The organism is Variovorax glucosi, from assembly GCF_051216695.1.
GTDB lineage: Bacteria > Pseudomonadota > Gammaproteobacteria > Burkholderiales > Burkholderiaceae_C > Variovorax.
Genome location: NZ_JBPJZE010000056.1, coordinates 1 through 1574, shown reverse-complemented (window position 1 = coordinate 1574; position 1574 = coordinate 1). Strand labels below are relative to the sequence as shown.

Here is a 1574-nt window from a genome sequence, read left to right as displayed (position 1 = left end):
GCCAGAACGGTGTTACGGACTGCCGGCTCGAACAGGTGTCCGGAGCCACGGCCAAGGGGTTGACCCTGGATGGCACCTACTACACGGCGGGCAAGACCACGCCGCTGGAGACACTGGCCGCGAGCACCTCGACCTACGTCACGCCGCTGGGCAATCCCGAGAACGGCAACGTCCAGTTCCAGCTCTTCGGCGTGGGCGACAACCGCACGCTCTACGGCTACGACCTGCTGCAGGGCGCGGGAACCACCACCGCGCAGGCGCTCGCGGACGGCGTGGCCGAGATGCATGCCCTCTACGGCCTGGACACCAACGGCGACGGCATCCTCGACGCCTGGGCGGACCCGGGCGCGAAGGGCTACGACATCGCCACCGTCATGAAGACGACGGCCACGCTCCGGCAGATCGTGGCCGTGCGCGTCGCGCTGGTCATGCGCAGCGCGAGCAGGGAAAAGGATCCCGTTTCGCCCGGCACGCTCACCCTGTTCGACGGCGTGCTGGATGCATCGAAGAACTCGCTCGCACAGAGCGTGACCCTGAGCGCCGCGGAAGACCAGCACTACCGCTACCGGGTCGTCGAATTCACCATCCCGCTACGCAACATGCTGCTGCTCCCATGAAGATTCCCATGCCTCGCGCAGCGATGCGCCAGCGCGGCGTCGTGCTGCTGTTCTGTCTCGTCATCCTCGTGATCCTGCTGGCTGGCGGAGTCGCGGTGGTGCGCTCCATGCACACCTCGCTGTCCACGGCCGGAAACCTGGCCTTCAGGCGCGACCTCGTGAACCAGGGCGAGCGCGCCGTGTCCCTCGTGCTGGCCAAGTTCGCCGGTACCGGAACGCTCGCGAATGCGACGGACGATCTGCCCGGGGAGAACTTCAAGGCGACCAAGCTCGACACCAACGCACAGGGAGTGCCAAAGGCGCTGCTCGACGACACCACCTTTGCCACTGTCGGCAAGGCGTCCAACGACATCACGGACAGCACCGCGCAGGTGAGCATCCGCTATGTGATCGATCGCCTCTGCGGCAGTACCGGCCCGGCCACCAGCACCGGCTGCGTGCAATCTTCCGCGGCCCCGGCCGGAGGCACCGTCACGCCCACGCCGCCGCCGGCACCACCCACCGCAACGATCTATCGCCTGAGCCTGCGCGTCAGCGGTCCCCGCGACACGCAGGTGTTCATGCAGTCGACATTCACCAAACCGGATTGAGAAGGCACAGCATCTCCATGACAAGCGTTTTTCGTCGTTCATCGACAGTGGCCTCCAGAGCTGGTCTGATCGCAGTCGCATTGCTGGGCTTGTCGAGCACGGCTGTGCTGGCGGCCACCGCGAAGCTGTCCGATCAGCCTGTCTTCGCAACGGCCGACGTCCCGGGCAACCTGCTGCTGGCACTGTCGGTGGAATTCCCCACTGCGATCAGCGTGGCGAACCTCAACGACTACGCAGATGCCACCGAGTACCTGGGCTACTTCGATCCCCGCAAGTGCTACACGTACACGTACGTCGAACCGGTCGTGAAGAAGGGTGCCGCATCCAACAGCTACTTCCAGCCGGCGGGTGCGGCCACTGGCTCCAG

The 1574-nt window shown here is 65.8% G+C and carries 3 protein-coding genes; all 3 read left to right on the top strand.

Translation table 11 applies throughout. The features are described 5' to 3' along the window. On the top strand, window positions 1–617 hold a 617-nt coding region (locus ACSFA3_RS22790), incomplete at its 5' end, for a PilW family protein (protein WP_435507738.1). Beyond that, a complete protein-coding gene (locus tag ACSFA3_RS22785; RefSeq protein WP_435507737.1) occupies window positions 614–1207 on the top strand; it encodes a pilus assembly PilX family protein in 594 nt (197 codons plus the stop codon). The genes ACSFA3_RS22790 and ACSFA3_RS22785, both read left to right, overlap by 4 nt. 17 nt (window positions 1208–1224) lie before the next feature. Next, window positions 1225–1574: hypothetical protein (locus ACSFA3_RS22780; RefSeq protein ID WP_435507736.1), on the top strand; the 350-nt coding region annotated here is incomplete at its 3' end.

Bases quoted from the DNA above. Each gene is read 5' to 3' on its own strand.
- ACSFA3_RS22785 (WP_435507737.1), top strand. From the start codon at position 614: ATGAAGATTCCCATGCCTCGCGCAGCGATGCGCCAGCGCGGCGTCGTG.